This is a genomic window from [Pseudomonas] carboxydohydrogena, from assembly GCF_029030725.1.
Lineage (GTDB): Bacteria > Pseudomonadota > Alphaproteobacteria > Rhizobiales > Xanthobacteraceae > Afipia > Afipia carboxydohydrogena.
The window spans coordinates 674996-696997 of the sequence record NZ_CP113162.1; the positions used below are offsets into that span (position 1 = coordinate 674996).

The window sequence follows — 22002 nt, forward strand, 5'->3', positions numbered from 1 at the left end:
TGAAGGGCCGGACGATCGCGTGGTGTATTGGTGGTGCGGATCAGGCCGCGCGAATTTGTCCCAGGAAATTGTCGACCTGCTGCCGGAGTTGCTGCGCCTGCACGGACAGCACCTCCGCCGCTTCCCGGACGTTCCGGGCCGAATCGCCCGTGGACTTGGCGTCTTCCGACACGCCGCCGATATTGTCGGAGACGGCCTGCGTGCCCTGGGCGGCCTGCTGGGTGTTGCTGGAGATTTCCTGCGTGGCGGCACCCTGCTGCTCGATCACGGCGGCGATGGCGGTCGCGACCTCGCTCACCTCCATGATCGTGCCGCGGATGCCCTTCATCGCCTCCATCGAATCCTGCGCGACGTTCTGGACGGCAAGGATTTGCGTCGAGATTTCCTCGGTCGCCTTGGCGGTCTGGCTGGCCAGCATTTTCACTTCGGATGCGACTACCGCAAAGCCCTTGCCGGCGTCGCCTGCGCGGGCCGCCTCGATGGTGGCGTTGAGCGCCAGCAGGTTGGTCTGGGCAGCGATGTTGTTGATGAGATTGACCACATCGCCGATCTTGCTCGCGGTTTCCGAGAAGCCTTTGACGCGATCATCGGTCTGCTGAACCTGCTCGACGGCGCGCAGCGCCGTGTCGGCCGCATGGGTGACCTGACGGCTGATGTCATGAATCGATACGGTCAGCTCTTCGGAAGCCGCGGCAACGCTCTGGACGTTGGCAAGCGCCGCATTCGCCGCGTTGACCGCCGTCATGACCTGATCGTTGGTCCGATCCGAGATTTCAGACATCTCCTCGGAGGTATGGTTCATCTGCTCGGAAGACATCGAGAGCGCATCGAGCGCGCTGCCGATCTGTTGTTCGAAAGCGGCGATATGGGATTCCACGGTGCGCTGCCGCGCGAGCTTGCGGGCATTCTCCGCGCCGTTTTCGCTCTCGATGCGCTTCTTGTCCTCGGCGTTCTGCTTGAAGGTCGCGAGCGTCGCCGCCAGGGCTCCGATTTCATCGGCACGGGTGGCGAAGGGCACCTTCACGCTGAGGTCGTCCGCCGCGACGCTTTGCATGGCGTCACGGATTTTGTGAAGCGGGCGGATCACGACCTTGTTCACCGCCGCGATGCAGGAGCCCGCGAAAATGATCGCGGTGAGAAGGAATCCAATCTGCCACATCAACGATGTCTTGGCCTGGGCGTACAGATCGGCGCTGCGGGCGCGGGCGGCGTCCAGCGCGCTCTCGGCAAGCACGACCGCGTTACCCATCTGTTTGACGGAATACGGGCTCCAATAATCCGCATTGGTTTCCGGCGGGGTGCCGTTGGTCAACGCATCGGCCAGACGCTCGCGAAGCCCGGTATATTTCTCGTCGAAATAAGCGGTCTCCGTGGCTTTCATCCCGTTCTTGACGGCTTCCGGCAGTTGCATGCCTTCTGCCGCGATTTTCACGCCCTCCCACGCCGCTGCAATGCCGCCGACGTCCTTGATGAATTTCGTATGCGCTTCCGGAGACATTTTTCCGGCACCTAACGCCGTCGAGACGGCAAGCGATGCTTCGCCGGTCGTGCTGCGCAACAGCCATGCTGATTGCTTGATGGCGAGCAACTGGTCGACGGTAGCGTCGGCGTGATTGATCAAACCGACCAGCCGCGTGGACAGGTCTTCCAGAAGGCTGAGCAGCTTGATGCTGGTCTCATTGTACTCGGTCGGCAAGGCGGCGCGGCGGGTCGCTTTCTCGTTGTGCACGGCGCCCATGGATTCGGTCTGGAGCGCGGCGAAGCGATCGGTGAGGCTGAGAAGCTCTTCGCGGATTTTTGCCTGGCCATCGAAGTTGATGGATGCGAGGTTCTTGCCGACCGCGCGCATCGCCCTGATTTCACCGGTGTGAAGGTCATCGAGATATTTTTGGATCTTGGGCTCGATCGTCTTGGTGTCCTTCAGCGTGCGGACCATGGTCGATTTGTCGGCGCGCAAATTGTGCATCGCTTGGAAGGCATCGGCCGACAAATCGGAGATCACGGTCATCCGTTTTGTCTCGGTCAGGCGTTCCCAGGAATGCCAGGACTGACGGGCAAGCATCAATACAATCGAGACCGCCATCAACGTGATCATCAAATTCAAGGTCGAAGCAATGCTTGGACGTTTCATCAAGTGCCCCCAGGCGCTGAATTGGAACGGGGCAGCTAACGGCATGGCATACGCAACCGTCCGATAACTCCCCCTATCCGGATACTTTCGCTGCTTCGATTTAAATTTTTGATAAGGGCAATGTATCGCTTCGGTGTGCGGATTTCCGCTCGCGTGAAATTGCATCGCGCAACGATAGCGGTACCGCTCTCTGCGATTTCAGATCGCGAATGAGTGTTTCTGGCCGTCTTCTCGGCGGATTATTGCCGAGGATGGATCATCTCGGCAAAAAACAGCGCAAAAGAATCCATGGTCTTCCCGAAATTTCCCACGATACGATCGTGTGACGAGATTTTTACACTGGCATCTTTCTTGCTCCTCGTGACTCAAAGCTAAGCGCAATGGCCGTTCAAGGCTCGCTTCATGACCAGTCGCTACCCGGGGAAACAAATAATGGTCTCATCGACGAAGTCTCTTATCATTCAGCGCTCGATCGCGGTTGCTGGCCGCAAGACCAGTGTGAGCATGGAACAGCCGTTCTGGGACGCACTCAAGGAAATCGCGCAAACGCACAACCAATCGCTGGCGCGCATCGTGACCAGGATCAAGGAGGATCGGGAAGACAGCAATCTGTCTTCGGAGATACGGCTGTTCGTCTTCGATTATTTCTTTCACAAGAAACATGCGCGGGAAGATAACAGGATTCAGAAAATCCTGCTTGCGACCTGAGGCCGCGTAGCAGAATTCATCTGTCGGATTTCATGCAAAGGTAGCGGGCTATCCTGCGGGTGACGCGCTTGTCATCCAGCGGTATGATCGCCTCATTGCGGGCAGGCAACGCGCGTGCGATGGATGGCGCGGCAACGCGTGATCCGATGATCGATGCAAGATTTTTTCGACGTGAAACATTCCATGAATGTGCGGTCCGCGCGGATCGCAGGCCTCGGTCATTACGTGCCCGAGCACCGTATCGAGAATTCCGTTCTCGAGCAGGATTTCGGGTTGCCGGCCGGATGGATCGCGCGCCGCACCGGCATCAAGGCACGGCGCTGGGCGGCACCGGAGCAGGCGTTGACGGATATCGCCGTGGAGGCCGCCTCATCCGCTCTTGCGCGCGCGCAGCCTGAGGCGAACGATATCGGTCTCGTGTTGCTGGCGACCTCCACACCGGATCATCTGCTGCCGCCATCCGCGCCATTGTTGGCGCATCGCCTCGGGCTCACCTGCGGAGCGATCGATCTGACGGGCGCGTGTTCGGGTTTCGTCTACGCGCTCCTTTTCGCCGACGGGTTCGTCAAAACCACCGGTAAATCGGTCCTGATCGTTGCGGCCAATATCCTGAGCCGGCGCATCAACAAGGCGGATACGACGAGCGCCGTTCTGTTCGCGGATGCTGCGGCGGCGATGGTGCTTGCGCCATCGTCGCGGGACGATGCCGGGCTGCTCGGCTCAAGCGTGATGTCCGACGGCAGTCTCTACGACATGATTGCGATCAAGGCGGGCGGCACGCGCAATCCGGACATCAGCGCGGCGGAGCTGGAAGACCGCGTGATCCGGATCAAGGATGGCAAGGTGGTCTTCGAGAAGGCGGTGAAGTTGATGACGCTCTGCTCGGAGCAGGCGCTGGGGCGGGCGGGCATCAAGGCTTCGCAGATCGATCACTTCATTCCACATCAGGCCAATGCGCGCATCTTCGATCTCGTCGCGGAAAATCTGGACATCGATCCGTGCAGGACTCTGCGGTCGATCGAGGAGTTCGGCAATTCGTCGGCGGCCACCATTCCGCTCACTCTGTCGCTCGCGGCGCAGGACGGCCATCTGGCGGACGGCCAGCTTCTTCTGATGTCCGCGGTGGGCGCGGGCTTCACCGGCGGCGCGATCGTGTTCAGGATGGCGATGGATTGATGTGCCGGGAGGTCGGCACGCGTCCCCGAAAATTATATTGCGGTTCCGCTGAATGACAGTCGTGGGCGAGACGGCCCGGCACATGCGCTCTGTCTTCGCAACGCAAAAAGAAATCCGATTCGAGTATTGAATTTGAACCGCGTGGAGATGTGCGCCTCCATTCGTGCAGGAGACTCGCATCTATTGTGCAGTTCATGCAGAAGCCACCGCAGTTGGTGGAATTTAGAACCCATTTAGGCGAAAGCCTTTGATGCTGCTTTGCGGCAACTTCTATCGTGTCCTGTGAACGTCGCATCGTCAGGAATGCGACGCCGGGGGACACGCAAATGGGTTGCGAACGACGCAGGCGCGGCAAGTACCGTGCCGCCAGGCCGGGAACCGGCTCGAACTCTCCCAATCTCTCTTCAACTGCTGCGGAGTATCGGTCGCATTTTCGCGGGCGGTACTGATGACAGCGATTGCTGGCAACTGAACCATGGGGGTATCAAGATGCAGAAGATAACGTCGCGGACGCCGTTCGCTAAATTCAACGTAAGGGCCACGCTTGCAGCAACCATGCTGATCGCGCTGACCGGCGCCGCTGTCGCGGATCCTGTTTTGCCGGCGGGCTCGACCGCGGGACTCGCGCTCGGTGCGGCTCTTCCGCAAGGCGTTTATTTTCTCGATACGGCCACCTATTTTGAAAGATCTGCCAAGGCGTCAGGCGCGCCAAAGATCGATGCGGCAGTCAACCTGCCGATGATCGCGTGGTCCACGCCGTGGACGGTTCTGGGCGGCCGTCTGGAAGTGATCGGCACCGTGCCCGAGCTTGCCGTCGGCACCAGTCCGAACAGCGGCATCGGCGTCGGCACGACGAGTTGGGCGCGCGATGTCTACAATCCCGCGGGCCTGGTCGGCCTTGCCTGGGATCTCGGCGGCGGCTGGGGCTTCTCCAACTTCATCGGTGGGTTCGCGCCGGTGAATACCTACATCGGCAACAACCTCAATCTTGGAGGCAATTTCGCGACATTCGTGGAAGCGGCCGCGTTATCCTATAATCGCGATGGCTGGAGTGCCAGCGCGAACTTCTTCTACTCGCACAGCGGTAGCAACAGCTTTGTCGGCTATCGGACTCAACCCGATACGGCGCAGGTGGATTTTTCGATTTCCAGGCACTTCAATAAATGGGAGGTGGGTCTTGTCGGATACGGATCGGCCGATCTCGACTATGCAGGCCCACGACTGATAGCCGCCGGTCCGGGCGGCCCGTTGGGCCAGATTTCGAAGCAGAGCCAGTTCGCTCTGGGCGGCCTGATTGGTTACAATTTCGGTCCTGTCATTGCGCAGGTCTACATGACGCGCGACATCACGGAAAGCAACTACACTGGCTATGATACCCGAGTCTGGACGCGCGTGATTGTTCCGCTCTGGAACCCCGATGCCCCGGTGTCACGCAAGCCTCTCATTACTAAGTAACGGGTCTTCATGGTGACGATAGCCTGCCGGAATTTCGGCAGGCTATCGTTTGCTCAGGCATGCCGGATCGCCGTCGCGGAGCCAACTGAAAATACGATTGGTACATGCAGTGCGGAGCTCGGGGGACGACTTTGCGATACGCGCGCCGCATCGCTGATTTTCAGGCGCGCTACAAACAGCGCCATGATGCCTCTCGCTGGAAAGATATATCGTAACGCAGAAATGAATGGCGCGCGCGTTCCCAAACCGAGCGATGAAGGCAATGCAATCGTAGCGATCTATCCCGGCGTAAAACCGATTTTGATTCCTGATTGATTGATTTTACTTTGCATACCAAATTACGCTGGTTGCGGGTTGGACAGGAATGCTGGGATATGCCCATCGCACACGATCCGATGCTGGTAGCTCTATCATTGCTCGTGGCAATACAGGCAAGCTACGTCGGCTTAAATCTTTCTCTTCGCGTTTCGCCGGCGTTTGCGCTGCGGCGGCGGTTGCTGATTGCCGGGGCGGCTCTCTCCTTCGCGATAGGCATCTGGGTGATGCATTTCGTTGGAATGCTGGCAGTCAGACTTCCCGTGACCGTCGACTATTTGGTGTTGCCGACGCTGCTGTCGCTTCTGATCTGTGTGCTGGTCGTTGGAATAGCCGTATATCTTGCAACGCAACGCTCGCAACGATTGTTGCTCATTGCCTCAATGGTGATGGGATTCGGAATCGTCTCGATGCATTACATCGGGATGCTGGCACTTCATGCCAGCATCCATATGACTCATGATCCAATATATGTCGTCGCGAGCATTCTGATTGCCGTTTTCGCCTCCGGCCTGGCACTGTGGCTGGCGTTCGCTTCCGAGACGCGCCCACCGTTGCTTGTATGTGCTGCGGTTCTCGGCTGCGCTATCGCGGGAATGCACTATTCCGCGATGGCGGGGGTAACGTGGCACGCAATGGCCGGAGTGCGGCCTGTGGCCGTACCCGCCATCTCAAGCGGCCTGCTTGCGCTGATTGTGAGTGTCGTTGCGTTTCTGGTTTCCGGCTTCTTCATGCTGACGCTGGTTCCTGATCAGACGGAATATGCAACGGAGGCATCGGGCTCGATCGAATCCAGCACGCCCGCGCCGGTTTCAGAGGCGGCCGCAGCGCAGGAGGAAATTCCGGTTATCGCTTCCGTGGGAGAAGCTGCCGCCTCGGCAGGCGAGCCGATGCACGCTCCGAATGCTCACACATACGAAAAGACCTTGCCGATCGAAAAGCATCACGGCAGCAAGGTGATCGATATAGCGGATATCTTCTCGGTCCACGCCAACGCACATTATACTTATGTGTTCAATGGCCGGGAGGACATCTTCTGCCCACTTTCCATTGGCGAGATTATCGAACGGCTCCCGCCCGATTCTTTTCTTCGCGTGCACCGCAGCTATATCGTCAATATCCACTGCGTTTCTCGTTTGAGGCGTGCCGGTGACAATGGAATTGCCGATCTCGATTCGCCGGTCCGCCGTTCTGTGCCGGTCAGCCGCAGCCGGCTCCCGCACTTGCGCGAGCAACTGGCGGCATATTTGCAGACAAAAGCCAATTTAAGCCAGCAACACTGACGCATTTCGTGCAGCGAAGCTGCGTTTGGTGACGAAAACAGCTGTCTGGTGTGGTTGCGCTTGAACGCTTCCAACCTTCCCGGCTTCCTCGGAGTTGCGCTGATGTGAACCGGATCGGCAAAGATCTGGGGCGCAGGTAACCTGGGGAGGTCGCCGTGATACCTGGTTCATTCGATTATCATCGCCCGAAATCGGTCGCAGATGCCGTCGCGCTTCTGACGAAACTCGGTGAGGACGCCCGGCCGCTGGCCGGAGGTCACAGCCTAATTCCAATGATGAAAACCCGGCTGGCCACGCCGGAGCATCTGATCGATCTCAGGGATATCGGAGATCTCGTCGGAATTCGGGAGGATGGCCAGGACGTCGTCATCGGAGCGATGACCACCCAGCACATGCTCATAGACTCCGATCTGCTGGCGGCAAAATTACCGATCATTCGCGAAACCTCGTTGCTGATCGCCGACCCGCAAATCCGCTACATGGGCACCATCGGCGGGAATGCCGCCAACGGCGACCCGGGCAACGACATGCCGGCGCTGATGCAGTGCCTCGGCGCGGCCTACGAGCTCACCGGGCCCAATGGCGTGCGCAAGGTTGCAGCGCGCGATTATTATCAGGGCGCGTACTTCACGGCGATCGAACCCGGCGAACTTCTGACCGCCCTTCGAATTCCAGTGCCTCCCCGCGGGCACGGTTACGCCTACGAAAAGCTGAAGCGGAAAATCGGCGACTATGCCACCGCAGCGGCCGCCATCGTGCTGACGATGAGCGGTGGCAAATGCATGACGGCATCAATCGGTCTCACCAATGTCGCGGACACACCGCTGTGGGCGGAAGACGCTGGCAAGGCGCTGATCGGAACGGCGCTCGATAAGCCCGCTCTCGACAAGGCTGTCGCGTTGGCTGAGGCGATCACCGCGCCGGCATCGGATGGCCGCGGGCCAGCGGAATATCGAACCAGGATGGCGGGTGTCATGCTGCGTCGCGCGGCCGAGCGGGCCAAGGAGCGCGCGATGACCGGCGCCAAAAACTAGAAAATCAGGGAGAGTCCAGCATGGCGAAAGCCCACATCGAGTTGACGATCAACGGACAGCAGGTGGAGGCGCTGGTCGAACCGCGCACGCTGCTGATCCATTTCATTCGCGAGCAGCAGAATCTCACCGGCGCGCATATCGGCTGCGACACCAGCCACTGCGGCGCCTGCACGGTCGATCTCGATGGCATGTCGGTTAAAAGCTGCACGATGTTCGCCGTCCAGGCCAATGGTGCTTCCATCACTACGGTTGAGGGCATGGCCGCTCCGGACGGCACGCTCAGCGCGTTGCAGGAAGGCTTCCGCATGATGCATGGCTTGCAGTGCGGTTACTGCACGCCGGGTATGATCATGCGCTCGCACCGCTTGTTGCAGGAAAACTCAAATCCGACCGAGGCGGAAATACGCTTTGGTATCGGGGGAAATCTGTGCCGCTGCACCGGCTATCAGAACATTGTCAAAGCAATCCAGTATGCCGCCGCAAAGATCAACGGCGTGCCTTTCGAGGAGGCCGCGGAATGAACATCCAGACCACTGTTGAACCGACAAGCGCGGAGCGCGCCGAAAAGCTTCAGGGCATGGGTTGCAAGCGCAAGCGTGTCGAGGATATCCGCTTTACCCAAGGCAAGGGCAATTACGTCGATGACGTAAAGCTGCCCGGCATGCTGTTTGGTGACTTCGTGCGTTCGTCGCACGCCCATGCACGCATCAAAAGCATCGATACTTCGAAAGCCAAGGCGCTTCCCGGCGTGCTGGCCGTTCTGACAGCGGCGGACCTCAAGCCGTTGAACCTGCATTACATGCCGACGCTGGCTGGTGATGTGCAGGCCGTGCTGGCGGACGAGAAGGTTCTTTTCCAGAATCAGGAAGTCGCTTTTGTGGTGGCGAAGGATCGCTACATCGCGGCGGATGCGATCGAACTGGTCGAGATCGATTATGAACCGCTGCCGGTTCTGGTCGATCCGTTCAAGGCCATGGAGCCGGATGCGCCTTTGTTGCGGGAAGACATCAAAGACAAGATGACCGGCGCACACGGCGCGCGCAAACATCACAATCATATTTTTTGCTGGGAAATAGGCGACAAGGAAGGCACCGATGCGGCCTTCGCCAAGGCCGACGTCGTATCAAAGGATATGTTCACCTATCATCGGGTGCATCCGTCGCCGCTGGAAACGTGCCAGTGCGTTGCTTCGATGGATAAGATCAGGGGCGAGCTGACATTGTGGGGCACATTCCAGGCGCCGCATGTCATCCGCACCGTCGTGTCGCTGATCTCGGGTTTGCCGGAGCACAAAATCCACGTTATCGCACCGGACATCGGGGGCGGGTTTGGCAACAAGGTGGGTGCTTATTCCGGCTATGTCTGCGCGGTGGTTGCCTCGATCGTGCTCGGCGTTCCTGTGAAATGGGTCGAGGACCGGATGGAGAATCTCTCCACGACCTCGTTTGCGCGCGATTACCATATGACGACAGAGCTTGCTGCCACCAGGGACGGCAAGATTCTTGCGATGCGCTGTCACGTGCTGGCCGATCACGGAGCGTTTGACGCCTGTGCCGATCCATCGAAATGGCCGGCGGGCTTCATGAACATCTGCACCGGCTCTTATGACATGCCGGTGGCGCATCTGGCCGTGGATGGCGTCTATACCAACAAGGCATCCGGCGGCGTGGCTTATCGTTGCTCGTTCCGGGTGACGGAAGCGGTTTATGCCATCGAGCGCGCGATCGAGACGCTGGCGCAGCGACTCGGAATGGACTCTGCCGATCTGCGCATCAAGAACTTCATCCAGCCGGAACAGTTTCCTTATCAGGCGCCCTTGGGCTGGGAGTACGACAGCGGCAATTATCCGCTCGCGATGAAGAAGGCGATGGATACGGTCGGATATCGTCAGCTTCGGGCCGAGCAGAAAGCCAGGCAGGAAGCCTTCAGGCGCGGCGAGACACGCGAGATCATGGGCATTGGCATCTCGTTCTTCACCGAGATTGTCGGTGCCGGCCCATCGAAGAATTGCGATATTCTCGGTGTGTCGATGTTTGACTCGGCGGAAATACGCATCCATCCGACGGGCTCGGTGATTGCCCGAATGGGCACCAAAAGCCAGGGCCAGGGGCACGAGACGACCTATGCCCAGATCATCGCCACCGAACTCGGCATTCCCGCCGACGACATCATGATCGAGGAAGGTAACACAGACACCGCTCCTTATGGCCTCGGCACTTATGGATCGCGTTCGACGCCGACGGCTGGCGCGGCAACCGCCGTGGCTGCGCGCAAGATCAAGGCCAAGGCGCAGATGATCGCGGCGCACATGCTCGAAGTGCACGAGGGCGATCTGGAATGGGACGTGGATCGTTTCCGGGTGAAGGGCCTTCCGGAAAAATTCAAGACCATGAAAGAACTCGCCTGGGCGTCCTACAACAGCCCGCCGCCGAATCTCGAGCCAGGGCTCGAAGCGGTGAATTATTACGATCCGCCGAACCTGACTTATCCCTTCGGCGCCTATTTCTGCATCATGGATATCGATGTCGATACTGGCGTCGCTAAGACCCGGCGCTTCTACGCTCTTGATGATTGCGGCACGCGCATCAACCCGATGATTATCGAAGGGCAGGTTCATGGTGGTCTCACCGAGGCTTTTGCCGTCGCGATGGGGCAGGAGATTCGATACGACGAGCAGGGCAACGTGCTTGGCGCATCGTTCATGGATTTCTTCCTGCCAACGGCTGTCGAGACGCCGAAGTGGGAGACCGACTACACCGTGACGCCGTCGCCGCACCATCCAATCGGTGCCAAGGGCGTGGGTGAAAGCCCGCATGTCGGCGGCGTGCCATGCTTCTCGAATGCCGTGAACGACGCTTATGCATTTCTGAATGCCGGCCACATCCAGATGCCGCACGACGCCTGGCGGTTATGGAAGGTGGGCGAGCGTCTCGGTCTGCATGTCTAGTCTCGCGCTATCGCGGTTGGAGTTTTGAAATAGCTCATGCGTCATCACGTTGAACGAGACAAGATCGCAGAAAGGCTGGCCTCGGCGGGCTATATTCCCGATCGCGATCTTGCGACTGCCGTTTGGCTGATGGAAAGCCTGTCGCGTCCGCTGTTGCTGGAAGGCGAGGCGGGTGTCGGCAAGACCGAGGTTGCGCTGACGCTGGCGCGGGCGAATGAAACGAAGCTCATTCGCCTGCAATGCTACGAAGGCCTCGATCAAAACGCGGCATTGTATGAATGGAACTATCAACGGCAATTACTGGCGATCAAGGCGCGGGAGGCGCGCGCGGACGCAGTGGATGTCATCGAGGATCATATTTTTTCGGAAAAATTTCTGCTTGAGCGGCCGCTGTTGGCCGCCATCCGTCAATCCAGGCCTCCGGTGCTGCTGATCGATGAGGTCGATCGCGCCGATGAAGAGTTCGAGGCATTTTTGCTTGAATTGCTGTCGGATTATCAGGTGTCGATTCCTGAGCTCGGAACCATCCGCGCGACGACGATCCCGCAAGTGGTTCTCACATCCAACGGCACGCGCGAGTTGTCCGATGCGTTGCGCCGCCGCTGCCTCTATCATTACGTCGATTATCCCGATGTCGAACGCGAGGCGCACATCATCACCGTGCGCATGCCCGACATCGATGTCGCGCTGGCGTTGCAGATCGCCCGAATGGTCGAGGGAATCCGCAAGGAAGATTTGCGCAAGAGCCCCGGCGTCGCGGAGACCCTCGATTGGGCGGCGGCATTGGCAGGGCTGGGCGTCGAGGATCTGCGTGCCGCCCCCGAAGCCGTCTTCGAAACAATGATGTGCTTGATCAAAACGGCGGAAGACAAGTCGCGCGTAACGCGCGAAGTGTCCGACCGGCTTCTGGGCAGGGTCGCGTGATGGCGGTAACCGCGACCATCCATGAAACCGGCGCGGCTACGATAAGCGCGGGTACTCGCCGCAAGCTTGGCGATTTTGTCCGCGTGCTCCGTGACAATGGATTCGTCGTGGGACTTGCGGAGACGGGCGATGCGCTCTCAATGCTGAGCAGCGCGGCCTCTGTGACGCCATCGCGGCTGCGTCCGGCGCTGCGCGCGCTGTTTTGCGGCAACAAGGCAGATTGGGAAAAATTCGACGAAATCTTCGATGCATTCTGGCTTGGGCGCGGTATGAAATCTGCGACGCGCATTTCCGGAGTGCTGCAAAAAACTCCGCCTGGCATGGACAGTTCAAGGGACGGCACCCGGCCGGGAAATCCGGATGGCGCGCCGGATCACGTGCAGCGAAGGCTGGGGGCGGATCATGACAGCGATGAAAATAGCCCTGGCCTGCGGGAAGGCGCGTCGCGTGCGGCTTCGCTGGCGAAAGCTGATTTCCGTCATCTCGCCAATCCGGACGATCTCGCTGCGGCTCATGCCGTAGCTGCAAGGCTTGCAAAGGCGATGCGGGTGAGACTAACCCGCCGCGAACAGGCGCGCCGTGCGGGCCGTCGCATAGACCTCCGCCGCACGATTCACAAAAGCATTGCCCATGGCGGAACGCCGCTCGAACTGGTCTGGCGGCAACGCAAGCACAAGCCATTGCGGTTGGTGGTGCTGCTCGACGCGTCCGGGTCGATGAGCATGTATTCGGCGGTGTTCCTGCGGTTCATGCACGGCATTCTTGATAATTTCCGGGAGGCCGAGGCCTTTGTCTTCCATACGCGCCTCATTCACATTTCGCCGGCGCTGCGTGAGCGCGATGCGACGCGTGCCGTGGAGCGCATGTCGCTGCTGGCGCAGGGGGTCGGCGGTGGCACCCGGATCGGCGAGTCGCTTGCCACGTTCAACCGGTGGCATGCGAAGCGTGCAATTCATTCGCGCACCTGTGTGATGATTGTGTCGGACGGCTACGACACCGGGCCGGCCGAACAACTGGGGCAGGAGATGGCCGCGCTGCGCCGCCGCTGCCGCCGTATCGCCTGGCTCAATCCGATGATCGGCTGGCGCGGCTATTCGCCGGAAGCGGCAGGGATGAAGGCGGCGCTGCCGCATGTCGATTTGTTCGCGCCTGCTCACAATCTCGAAAGCCTGCAAGCCATTGAGCCTTACCTTGCGAGGATTTGAGTCATGACACTTGCTCCTGACGTGCTCGATCTCGTCAACAACATGAAAGCCCGCGGTGAGCCGTTTGCTCTCGCGACTGTGGTGCGCACGGTGTCGCTCACGGCGGCCAAGGCAGGTGCAAAGGCCGTTATCCTAAGCGACGGCACCATGACGGCCGGATGGATTGGCGGCGGTTGCGCGCGATCCAATGTGCTCAAGGCCGCACGGCAATCTCTTTCGGATGGCCAGCCGCGCCTGATCAGTGTGCAGCCGAAGGATGTGCTGGAAGAGCAGGGCCTGAAGGCAGGCGACGCTCAGGACGGGGTGCTCTACGCAAACAATATGTGTCCGAGTCACGGTAGCATGGATATCTTTGTCGAACCGATCCTGCCGCGCCCGCAACTTTATATTTGCGGTGCGTCGCCTGTCGCTGTGGCGATCTCAGCCATTGCGCCCCGCATGGGATTTTTCGTGTCGGTATGTGCGCCGTCGGCAGATCATACGCTGTTCGAAGGTGTGGATCGGCTGATCGACGCATATGAGATTCCTCCCGAAAGCGGCGGCAATCGCTATGTGGTCGTCTCGACGCAAGGGCGTGGCGATACTGCCGCGCTGAAATCGGCATTGTCCTCGCCGTCGGTTTACGTAGCTTTTGTCGGCTCGCGCAAGAAGGCTTCGGTGTTGAAGGAAGAACTTGCCGCGGCAGGCATTACTCCATCCCTCCTGGAAACGCTGCATGCGCCTGCGGGGCTCGATCTCGGCGCCATCACACCTGATGAAATCGCGCTCTCGATCGTGGCGGAGATGGTCGAAATACGTCGCCGCGGGCAGCGGCAACCGGACACTCAGAAGCAAGAAGGAACGATCTGATGGATATGAACGCATCACAGCGCATCGAGGCTTCACGTGAAAAAGTCTATGCCGCGCTCAATGACGTCGAGGTGCTCAAGCAGTGCATTCCTGGCTGCGAGTCCATCGAAAAGATCTCCGACAATGAAATGACTGCAAAGGTCACGCTGCGCGTTGGTCCCGTGAAGGCATCATTCAACGGCAAGGTGACCCTGTCGGATCTGGATCCGCCAAACGGTTACACCATTGTGGGTGAGGGCACAGGCGGTATGGCTGGCTTTGCCAAGGGCGGTGCCACGGTGAAACTGGAAGCGGATGGAGACGCGACGATTCTTCACTACACTGTTAAGGCGGAGGTTGGCGGCAAGCTGGCGCAGCTTGGCGGGCGGTTGATCGATGCGACGGCGACGAAGCTCGCCGGGGAATTTTTCGAGAAGTTCAGCAATATTGTCGGGCCTGTAGCGCCCGCAAATGAAGAAGAACCGTCAGAGAAGAAGGGCTGGCTCCGCAAGATCACCGGCGCGCTCAGCGTTCTTGTCTTTAGTCTCCTGGTTGGCGCGCACTGGTGTTGTATCGGCGGCCATATTCATGGTCAGGACGATCCGCTGATGTCTTCGATTTGTTCATCGCGAATTTGAAATATCTACGTCCACGGGCTTGGCGGTGCTCCGATTGAGGCGCGGCGTATCGGCCAGGGTCGGTATGGTGAGGATTGGCGAGATCGTAGCCCGATCTCCTGCGTGAAAAGGTCAAAATCCGGAATCATATCGTGCAGCACCGGACGGTGAATGGCGCGAGGACTTGCGCTTGCACTGTCAGTCGAGGCGGTCGCCAGATGATTTTGCCAAGAGCTGAATGTAGTGCGGCACCGCAGCATGAGAACCGTGTGGCTTGTAAATCATAAGCCAGAGCAGCAGGCACAAGTCTGCCCACTGCAATATTGCATCTCCCGCCGGCATGCGTAATCTCGATAACTAAGAGCCATTCTAAAGGCGTTTGTTGAAGTCTCCCGCTCTGGTGAGAGCGGGAGACCCGTGCTCCTGGAGAGAGAGCCATGGGACTGAAACACGATTTATGGTTGGTCGCCCTGTCCCTCATAATGGCTTTTCAAGCCAGCTACGTGGGATTGCATCTCGCGCGTAAGGCAGGTCTTGCCGGTGGAGTTCGCCGCCGCGTCATTATTTCAATGTCAGCATTCTCTATCGCGCTGGCGATCTGGACGATGCACTTTATCGGTATCCTTGCTGTCGAGTTGCCGGTGCCAGTTGATTTTCTGGCCTTGCCGACTCTGGTGTCATTTCTGGTGTGTGTGCTGGTTGTAGGTGGTGCGGTGCTGGCAATGGGAACGGGCGTGCCGACGCTCAACCGCATTGCCATAGCGGCGGTCTTGATGGGCGCCGGCATTGTCACAATGCACTATCTCGGAATGTATGCGCTGCATTCCAGCGTCAACATGGCCCACGCGCCTTTGTTTGTGGCGGCAAGCATCGTGATCGGAGTAGCGGCGTCGGGCCTGTCGTTGTGGCTGACGTTTGTCGGCGCAACGTGGCGTTCAACGGTTTTGTCCGCCGTGGTGATGGCCCTTGCTATTTCGGCGATGCACTACACAGCCATGGCTGGATTTCAGATTCTTTCGCTGTGCGAGCCGGGTAGTGCGATTGAAGCGCCGGCGCTCTCTCAGGGATTCCTCGCCATCATTGTTGCGGTGATGGCGTTTGTGATCTCTGGAATTTTCCTTCTCACGCTGGTGCCGGAGAGCGGTCTTATCGCGGTCGTATCAAGTGATTTGTCCGCCTTCCAAGGTCATGAGGTTCTACCGGTTGAGGTGTCCATGGCGGGCTTGGGAAATTCTCCCTTAGACACCTCTGTCTCGGTTTTAGATCGTGTCCTTCCTGTCGAGAAAAACGGTCAACGTAGCACGATAGCGGTTTCCCGGCTTTTTGCCGTGCAGGCCCAGGCCCATTACACTTTATTATTTGACGGCGAAGACACGTGGTTTTGTCCGTTGTCGCTTTCGCAAGTCGCCAAGGCCCTGGATCCCGCGAAATTCGCGCAAGTCCATCGTAGCCATATTATCAACCTCGACCGTTTCAGGCTTGTGCGCGGCGCAGGCAATGGCGGAATGTTCGAGGCAATAAGCAAGAGGCCTTATAAAGTTCCGTTAAGTCGAGGCCGCCGCACGTGGGTCAAGCAGCAGCTACAGGCACGAGTGAGTCTGGCGCAATAAGACTACGGCGTTCAGGCTCCCATAGAGTCGGGCAGCCCTCGGCAGTTGATGCGGAAATACTGCAATTCGTGCTGCCCAGTATTGGCGTTCGTGCTTTTCCGCAGCCATTCGTTCACGTCCGATTGCCGTGACATCGCTTTGGTTTTCTCATTCCGGGCCAACTGTAGAAAAGACAGCCTCCCGGGAGGAGCGACGTGCCTTCGAAGTCATCCTTCTTTGATGATTCTCCCGGATTTTGGCGAGGATACTCATCGGTCTGCTGGCAACTCGGCCGGGTGTCGCAATTCGCGGCGACATGCCTGGCAAGACATGCAAGCGGTGTGGACGCGCCGCGATGAAGAATTGCGATGGGAGCTGGGATGTTTTTGAGGACTATGTTCTCGATTTCGCGGTCGATCAGATGCGCGCGGGCACGCGAATTGCGATCGTTACCCTTGCCAAGATCGAAGGATCATCGCCGCGACCGCTAGGTGCGCAGATGGCCGTGTCGGAAACCGGGAAGTGGGTAGGCTATCTCTCCGGAGGATGTATTGAGCGAGCCGTTGTGGCTGAGGCGATTGAAGCTATCAAGGAACGTAAAAACCGGACGGTGCGCTACGGGCGCGGATCGAAATATCTCGACATTCAATTGCCTTGCGGAAGCGCCATTGAACTTGTGTTCGAGGTTGACAGGAGGCTAGCCGAACTTTCGGATATCGATGCGCTGCTGCGCAGCCGCCGACCTGCATCGATGAAGATCGGAGTGTCCCGCCACGAAAGTGGTCACGATAATTTTGAGCAGTGCTACTATCTTCCGCGCCGGCAATTGCTGATTGCCGGAGTTGGTCCCTCATCCGTGCAACTTGCACGTCTGGCGCGGATGAGTGGATTCGATACCCACCTTTATTCGCCCGATAAACCGACGCTACAGGCCGCGGAATCTCATGATGTGGAGGTCACTGGTGTCATCAGTCCGAGCGTGATTCCTCCTTTGTGTGCGGATTCGCGAACGGCTTTTGTTTCAATGTTTCACGACCACAATTGGGAACTGAGCTTCCTGCCGGAAATACTCAAGACCGATGCATTTTACGTGGGAGCGCTCGGCAGCCGTACGACGCATCGCCAGCGGCTTGTGCAATTGAGTGAGCTCGGGATCAGTGAGATGCAGCTCAAGCGTATTCACGGTCCGGCCGGGCTGTACGCCGGTGGCAAAAGCGCCAGTGATGTCGCGCTTTCGATTCTTTCGGAGATTTCGCAGATCGAGCAGGACGAAAATCAGAAAGCGCTTCGCGCCTGCTTCACTGATGGCGCGCCTCTCATCCCTGTCTCTCACTGCATCGCGGCATCGGCAATGAGGATGGAAGGCTGATCAGGCATTTAAGTCTTAGGGTGAGCCCGCGCCGATTGAATTGGATCTGTGTTGAGCCTTCAATAAAAAGCCGCGATGCCTGTGAGGGCATCGCGGCAGTATGGTCTGGCCTAGTGGATAACCAGGGATGTGAACGGCCAGACGTAGGCCTGAAGCATGATCAGTCCGCCGACGAGGCAGGCGAGGACGATCGAGTGCCAGAACACGTAGCGCAGGATTTTTCCTTCGTTGCCGACATAGTTGGTTGCCGTCGCCGCAACCACGATCGACTGGGCGTCGATCATCTTGCCCATCACGCCACCGGATGAATTGGCCGCGCCCATCAGTATGGGTGAGAGGCCAAGCTGCTGCGCGGCTGTTTTTTGCAGGCCGCCAAACAGGACGTTCGAAGCCGTGTCTGATCCGGTGAGTGCGACGCCGAGCCAGCCAAGAAGCGTGCCGAAGAAGGGATAGAGCACACCGGTGCTTGCGAAGGCGAGACCGAGCGTCGCGTCGACGCCGGAGTATTTGGTCAGCGTTCCCAGAGCAAGCATGGCGGCAACGGTCAGGAGCGGCGCACGAAGGACCCAGAAAGTTTCGCCATACGCCCGAACGAGGCGGACGGGAGAATATTTCATCACCAGCCCCGCGACGATGGCCGCAACGAAGATGCCCGTGCCGGTCATGGTCAGGATATTGAAATTGAAGACCGCGCCTTCCAGCACCGGCGTCGGAACGACCGGCGGCATCTTCTGGACCAGCATGTGCAAACCATCGATTGCCCATTTCGGCGAGAAGATCGGATTGACGATGCTCTTGAAGGTCTGTGTGCCCCAGATGAAAACGAAGACACAGAGGATGATCCATGGCACCCACGACGATAGAACGGCCTTGCGGTCGGCTGTCGTGCGAAGGCTTTCGGGAGTGGCGGCGGCGCTCAACGATCCGGCGGGCACCGCGTCGGCGGGTATGTCGTCCGGCCTGTTGCGCAACTTCGCGCTGGTCCAGATCTGGCGAGGCTGCCAGATTTTGAGGAAGCCGATCAGGCAGAGCATCGACACGAGCGATCCGGCGACATCGACGAGCCATGGACCATGGTAGTTCGAGATCGCGAATTGCATCAACGCGAACGATCCTCCGCAGACCAGAATCGCAGGCCAGATCTGGATCATTCCGCGGAAGCCGGCGAACGCCCAGATCAGCCAGAACGGCACCAGCAGCGAAAAGAACGGAAGCTGGCGTCCAACCATCGCGCCAAGATGGAAAGCGTCGAGATCGTTGTTGCCCGTCAGTTGCATCACCGATGCGAGTGTGATGATCGGCGTGCCAAGTGCGCCGAAGGCGACCGGCGCGGTGTTGGCGATCAGGGCGAGGCCGGATGCGGCGAGCGGAGAAAATCCAAGTCCGATCAGGATCGCGCCCGTCACCGCGACAGGCGTGCCGAAGCCCGCCGCTCCTTCAAAGAACGCGCCGAAACAGAACGCGATCAGCAGAAGTTGAAGCCTCCGGTCCGGGACGATATCGGCAAGAGAGTTTTGCAGCGTCTGAAACGATCCGTTCTCGACGGTCAGTCGATACAGGAAAATGACGTTGATGATGATCCAGCCAATTGGAAACAGGCCGATCATGAAGCCGTACCACGATGCCTTGACGGCCATCATGGCGGGCATTGAAAATCCGAACACCGCGACGAGAAAAGCGGCGGCCAATGCGATCATCGCGGCGACATGCGTCTTGACGTGGCCGAGTGCGATCAACCCCAGCAGGATAACAACCGGAATAGCCGCTATCGCGGTCGAGAGAAGTGGATTCCCAAATGGATCGTAAATCTGGTGCCAGACATTCATTGATTTCCTCCATGGCGTGTTTTTTTCCGTGCCGCCCTATTTCAGGCGTGCGACGCTATTGACGATCGTCAATTTGCCGGGAGTATCGTTAGGCTACCGCGCGCGATTGTGTATTGCCGGATCGTCGTCAAATAATTGCGCGTGAGCTAATTTTGGTTCTTATCGAAAATGCCGCCGGGCATTGGCGGCGGCTCCGGTCGGCGATATCGGAGCGAGGGCATGCTAGCTGCCGTCGCGACGACGGCACAAAATTGAAGGCAGGAAGCTATGGAGTTGCGCCAGTACCGCTATTTTGTGGCTGCCGCCGAACGCCTGCATTTTTCGCAGGCTGCCGACGATGTAGGCATCAGTCCTCCATCGATGACCAAGCAGATACAGGAGATTGAGCGCGAACTTGGCGTGCGCCTGTTCCAGCGGACCAAGCGCAAGGTCTTTCTCACGGCGGCGGGAGATATTTTTCTTCAGGATGCGCGCCGGGTGCTGGGACAGGTGGAAAGGGCCGAGGACACGGCGCGCCGTACCGGGCGTGGCGAGGCCGGATGCATCGAGGTCGGATATGTCGCCTCGACGGCCTATCTTGGACTGCTGCAAAGGGAAGCGGCGCTGTATCGGAAGTCGTATCCCGGAGTCGACCTGCGGTTTCATGAAGTCGATATGGATCGCTTGCCGGACATGCTGGATGACGGCCGGATCGACATTGCTTTTCTCCGGCCGCCGATGACCTATCCCACGGGCGTGGCGTCAATGACGTTGCTCCGCGATCCGTTCGTGGTTGCCTTGCCGCACGGTCATCGCCTGGCCGCTCACAAGCGGATCAAGCCCGCACTGCTCGAGAAAGAGATTTTCGTTCTTCCCGAACAGGTTTCCGGCACGCTGGAGGTTGGCCGCCGGGGAGGATACGACCCCCATCTGGGGCCTCAGCCCGGCCGTCTGACGGCGGTCATCACGCATGTGTCGCTTGGCTCGGGTGTCGCCATCGTGCCGGGTTCGCTGCGTCATGCCGTGAACATTGGCCGGGTTGTCTATCGTGAACTGACCGCGCCCCCCATTTTGTCCGAGATCGCCGTGGCTTACAGACGAAATGAATGGTCGCCCGCGACCCGCGCGCTGATCGCGCAGATCCGCAAGTCGGCATTGCCGTAGCCGGTCGAAGCTCGGAATCCCTGATTAGCCTGAAGGCAACAATATCGCGATTCCATTTCAATTTATCTCAGTTCTCCTGCGGCCTATCACCCTTTTGCGCAGCATCCGTCCCTGACGATGCGAAGCCAGCAACAGGGCCGGGCACAAGGCCGAGGAGGAAGAATGCTCAATCTGAATTTTCATCCGTCCGGACAGCATTTTTTGCAGATTCCCGGTCCGAGCCCGGTGCCGGATCGTCTGTTGCGGGCATTGAGTTATCCCACCATCGATCATCGTGGTCCGGAATTTGGCGCGCTCGGCCGTCAGGTGCTGGGCGGGATCAAGGCGATCTTCAAGACCAATAGCCCTGTGGTCATTTACGGATCTTCCGGCACCGGCGCATGGGAAGCCGCGCTGGTCAACACGCTGAATGCCGGCGACACCGTGCTGATGTACGAAACCGGGCATTTCGCCACGCTCTGGAAAGAGATGGCCGAGAGCCTCGGCCTGAAGCCGGAATTCATCGGCCTGTCCAGTTACGAAAGCTGGCGTCATGGCGTGCAGGCGGAGATGATCGCCGAGCGGCTGCGTGCGGATAAGGCGCATGACATCAAGGCCGTCTGCGTCGTTCATAACGAGACATCCACCGGCGTGACGTCCGATATTGTCGCGGTGCGCCGCGCCATCGATAGTGTCAACCATCCGGCGCTGCTGTTTGTCGATACGATTTCAAGTCTTGCATCGGCTGATTACCGTCACGACGAATGGGGCGTGGACGTTACGGTTTCCGGTTCGCAGAAAGGCTTGATGCTGCCGCCCGGCATTGGCTTCAACGCGATATCCGATCGTGCTCTCGCGGCTCATAAAAAGGCGACCTTGCCGCGCAGTTATTGGGACTGGACGCCGATCCTGAAGGCGAACGAGACGGGTTACTGGCCCTACACACCGAACACCAATCTGCTTTACGCGCTGTCCGAAGCACTCGACATGATCGCGGGCGAAGGTCTTGACAACGTGTTCGCGCGTCACAAGCGTCTTGGCGAGGCGTGCCGGGTTGCAGTGCAGGCCTGGGGATTTGAGATCCAGTGTCTCGATCCGAAAGTTTATTCCCCGGTTCTGACCGGCGTGGTGATGCCCGAGGGCGTCGATGCCGATCACGTCCGCAAGGTTATCTATCAGAAATTCAATCTGTCGCTGGGCGCGGGCCTTGGAAAGGCGAAGGGCAAGATGTTCCGGATCGGGCATCTTGGAAACTGCAACGAACTGACACTGATGGCGGCCCTGTCCGGTTGCGAGATGGGGCTTCGCATCGCGGGCGTCCCCGTGAACGCCAAGGGCGCGCGCGCGGCCATGGATCATCTGGAATCGTCTGCAAGTCAGTTTGGCCTGTCACTTTAAGGCTGGGAAGATATTGCAGACCGGGCGCGGCTCATCGGCATTTTGTATGAACATCCCTCCCACACAAAGCATGAT

General features: G+C 58.9%; 18 protein-coding genes. 16 read left to right on the forward strand and 2 right to left on the reverse strand.

Translation table 11 applies throughout. From position 1 onward, the window contains the following. Positions 1 to 40 precede the first annotated feature (40 nt). The gene (locus AFIC_RS03230) at positions 41 to 2131 is read right to left on the reverse strand and encodes a methyl-accepting chemotaxis protein (RefSeq protein ID WP_425583837.1); all 2091 of its coding nucleotides are present in this window, start codon (positions 2129 to 2131) and stop codon (positions 41 to 43) included. A 432-nt stretch (positions 2132 to 2563) separates the two neighbouring features. Between AFIC_RS03230 and AFIC_RS03235 the strand changes: the two genes are divergently transcribed. The 14 genes from AFIC_RS03235 to AFIC_RS03300 all read left to right on the forward strand — a co-directional run bounded on the left by AFIC_RS03235 (position 2564) and on the right by AFIC_RS03300 (position 17581). Then, entirely contained in the window at positions 2564 to 2839 is a 276-nt protein-coding gene (locus AFIC_RS03235; protein ID WP_275247743.1) for a ribbon-helix-helix domain-containing protein, read from the forward strand. Positions 2840 to 3022: 183 nt separating this feature from the next. Beyond that, entirely contained in the window at positions 3023 to 4015 is a 993-nt protein-coding gene (locus AFIC_RS03240) for a beta-ketoacyl-ACP synthase III (protein WP_275247744.1), read from the forward strand. Between the two features lie 555 nt (positions 4016 to 4570). After that, entirely contained in the window at positions 4571 to 5470 is a 900-nt protein-coding gene (locus AFIC_RS03245) for a transporter (protein WP_275247745.1), read from the forward strand. Between the two features lie 9 nt (positions 5471 to 5479). Continuing rightward, positions 5480 to 5785: a hypothetical protein gene (locus AFIC_RS03250; RefSeq protein ID WP_275247746.1), complete on the forward strand. Its 306-nt coding sequence runs from the start codon at positions 5480 to 5482 to the stop codon at positions 5783 to 5785. Beyond that, entirely contained in the window at positions 5782 to 7068 is a 1287-nt protein-coding gene (locus AFIC_RS03255; protein WP_275247747.1) for an MHYT domain-containing protein, read from the forward strand. Before AFIC_RS03250 ends, AFIC_RS03255 begins: the two co-directional genes overlap by 4 nt. A 155-nt stretch (positions 7069 to 7223) precedes the next feature. Next, entirely contained in the window at positions 7224 to 8102 is an 879-nt protein-coding gene (locus tag AFIC_RS03260) for an FAD binding domain-containing protein (RefSeq protein WP_275247748.1), read from the forward strand. A 20-nt stretch (positions 8103 to 8122) separates the two neighbouring features. After that, a complete protein-coding gene (gene coxS, locus AFIC_RS03265) occupies positions 8123 to 8623 on the forward strand; it encodes a carbon monoxide dehydrogenase small subunit (protein WP_275247749.1) in 501 nt (166 codons plus the stop codon). Next, positions 8620 to 11049, forward strand: a complete 2430-nt coding sequence (locus AFIC_RS03270) for an aerobic carbon-monoxide dehydrogenase large subunit (RefSeq protein ID WP_275247750.1) — start codon at positions 8620 to 8622, stop codon at positions 11047 to 11049. The genes coxS and AFIC_RS03270 overlap by 4 nt, the downstream gene beginning before the upstream one ends. A gap of 36 nt (positions 11050 to 11085) precedes the next feature. Then, positions 11086 to 11973 carry an AAA family ATPase gene (locus AFIC_RS03275; protein ID WP_275247751.1) on the forward strand — a complete coding sequence of 296 codons (888 nt, stop codon included), beginning with the start codon at positions 11086 to 11088 and terminating at the stop codon, positions 11971 to 11973. Beyond that, positions 11973 to 13178, forward strand: a complete 1206-nt coding sequence (locus AFIC_RS03280; protein ID WP_275248626.1) for a vWA domain-containing protein — start codon at positions 11973 to 11975, stop codon at positions 13176 to 13178. The genes AFIC_RS03275 and AFIC_RS03280 overlap by 1 nt, the downstream gene beginning before the upstream one ends. A gap of 3 nt (positions 13179 to 13181) precedes the next feature. Further along, positions 13182 to 14027, forward strand: a complete 846-nt coding sequence (locus tag AFIC_RS03285) for an XdhC family protein (protein WP_275247752.1) — start codon at positions 13182 to 13184, stop codon at positions 14025 to 14027. After that, on the forward strand, positions 14027 to 14644 hold the full coding sequence (locus tag AFIC_RS03290) for an SRPBCC family protein (RefSeq protein WP_275247753.1): 618 nt from the start codon (positions 14027 to 14029) through the stop codon (positions 14642 to 14644). Before AFIC_RS03285 ends, AFIC_RS03290 begins: the two co-directional genes overlap by 1 nt. Before the next feature lie 416 nt (positions 14645 to 15060). After that, positions 15061 to 16233: an MHYT domain-containing protein gene (locus AFIC_RS03295; RefSeq protein ID WP_275247754.1), complete on the forward strand. Its 1173-nt coding sequence runs from the start codon at positions 15061 to 15063 to the stop codon at positions 16231 to 16233. Between the two features lie 334 nt (positions 16234 to 16567). Further along, complete coding sequence (locus tag AFIC_RS03300) at positions 16568 to 17581, forward strand: XdhC family protein (protein WP_275247755.1); 1014 nt, start codon at positions 16568 to 16570, stop codon at positions 17579 to 17581. Between the two features lie 110 nt (positions 17582 to 17691). Here AFIC_RS03300 and AFIC_RS03305 read toward each other — a convergent pair whose 3' ends face one another. Beyond that, positions 17692 to 19407 (reverse strand): L-lactate permease, encoded by a 1716-nt coding sequence (locus tag AFIC_RS03305; protein ID WP_275247756.1) that lies wholly within the window; start codon positions 19405 to 19407, stop codon positions 17692 to 17694. 267 nt (positions 19408 to 19674) lie between these two features. Between AFIC_RS03305 and AFIC_RS03310 the strand changes: the two genes are divergently transcribed. Together AFIC_RS03310 and AFIC_RS03315 are read left to right on the forward strand one after the other, a co-directional pair. Continuing rightward, entirely contained in the window at positions 19675 to 20550 is an 876-nt protein-coding gene (locus tag AFIC_RS03310; protein ID WP_275247757.1) for a LysR family transcriptional regulator, read from the forward strand. 162 nt (positions 20551 to 20712) lie between these two features. After that, positions 20713 to 21927, forward strand: coding sequence for a pyridoxal-phosphate-dependent aminotransferase family protein (locus AFIC_RS03315; protein ID WP_275247758.1), 1215 nt, complete (start codon positions 20713 to 20715; stop codon positions 21925 to 21927). The last annotated feature ends 75 nt before the right edge of the window (positions 21928 to 22002 follow it).